This is a genomic window from Alcanivorax sp. HI0044 (genome assembly GCF_001634945.1).
On record NZ_LWEZ01000372.1, the window covers coordinates 1 to 868 of the forward strand.

At 56.1% G+C, this 868-nt stretch carries 1 protein-coding gene and 1 pseudogene; both read left to right on the forward strand.

The window, feature by feature from the left end; all coding sequences use genetic code 11:
- Positions 1 to 223, forward strand: a pseudogene (locus A3730_RS31035) (phasin family protein); the annotation flags it as partial.
- A 221-nt stretch (positions 224 to 444) separates the two neighbouring features.
- Positions 445 to 868, forward strand: a 424-nt coding sequence (locus A3730_RS04565; RefSeq protein ID WP_197477289.1) for an AraC family transcriptional regulator ligand-binding domain-containing protein, incomplete at its 3' end; no start/stop codon positions are given.

Genomic DNA, 868 nt, shown 5'->3' on the forward strand with positions numbered 1-868 from the left:
TGAGCTGTTCCAGAACCTGGTGAAAGCCGGCGAAAAACGCCAGAAAGCCGCCAGCAAGCCCCAGAAGAAAACCACCAAAGCCCAGCCCTCCCAGCTGGACGAAGTGCGCAGCAAAGTTGCCGCCGCACTGGGCCTGCCGACCCGCGACGAAGTTGAAGCGCTGAACAAGAAGCTGACTTCGCTGACCCGCAAGGTCAACAAACTGGCTAAAGAAGCCAAATAAAGACCCGATGTCCCGGGAGTGGCTCAGCCGCTCCCGGCACATTACTCCTTCCTCTCTCTTTTCCTGCTTTGACTTCTGCCACCAGCCCATTAGAGCCATAAGCTCGCCAACACGGTCAATAAACCAGCAATACGCACTTATCCACACGCCAAGTGTTGACTTGCCACGCTACGTCTCGTTATCTAAGTGGCTCTGTACCCGATAACAACAACTGCGAGCCCATGCCGTCCGCTAATCTTTCTGCCTCTCTGAAGCACAAAACCGTCGCGCCTTTCTGGCTGGAATACCTGCTGGATGCTGCTCTGCGCGCCGGCGTTGACCTGAGCTATGCACTGGTGGAGTCCGGCATCAGCAACGACGACCTGGAAGATCCACAGTCGCGGATTTCCATGGCCATCGAAAACCAGTTACTGAAACAGGCTATCGCTGGCAGTGCAGATCCGCTATTTGGGCTGCATATGGGGGAAGGCATCCGTCCGCGCTTCATGGGCGAACTGGGCTACGCCAGCATGTCCAGCGCCACGCTGGGGGACGCCATCGAGTTGATGATTCCCTTTATGAAAGTCACCACCGAATACGCCCAATTGCGTTTTGAGTGGCGCGAACACCATGGCGATAAAACGCTGTGGCTGATGTGGGAAAGTG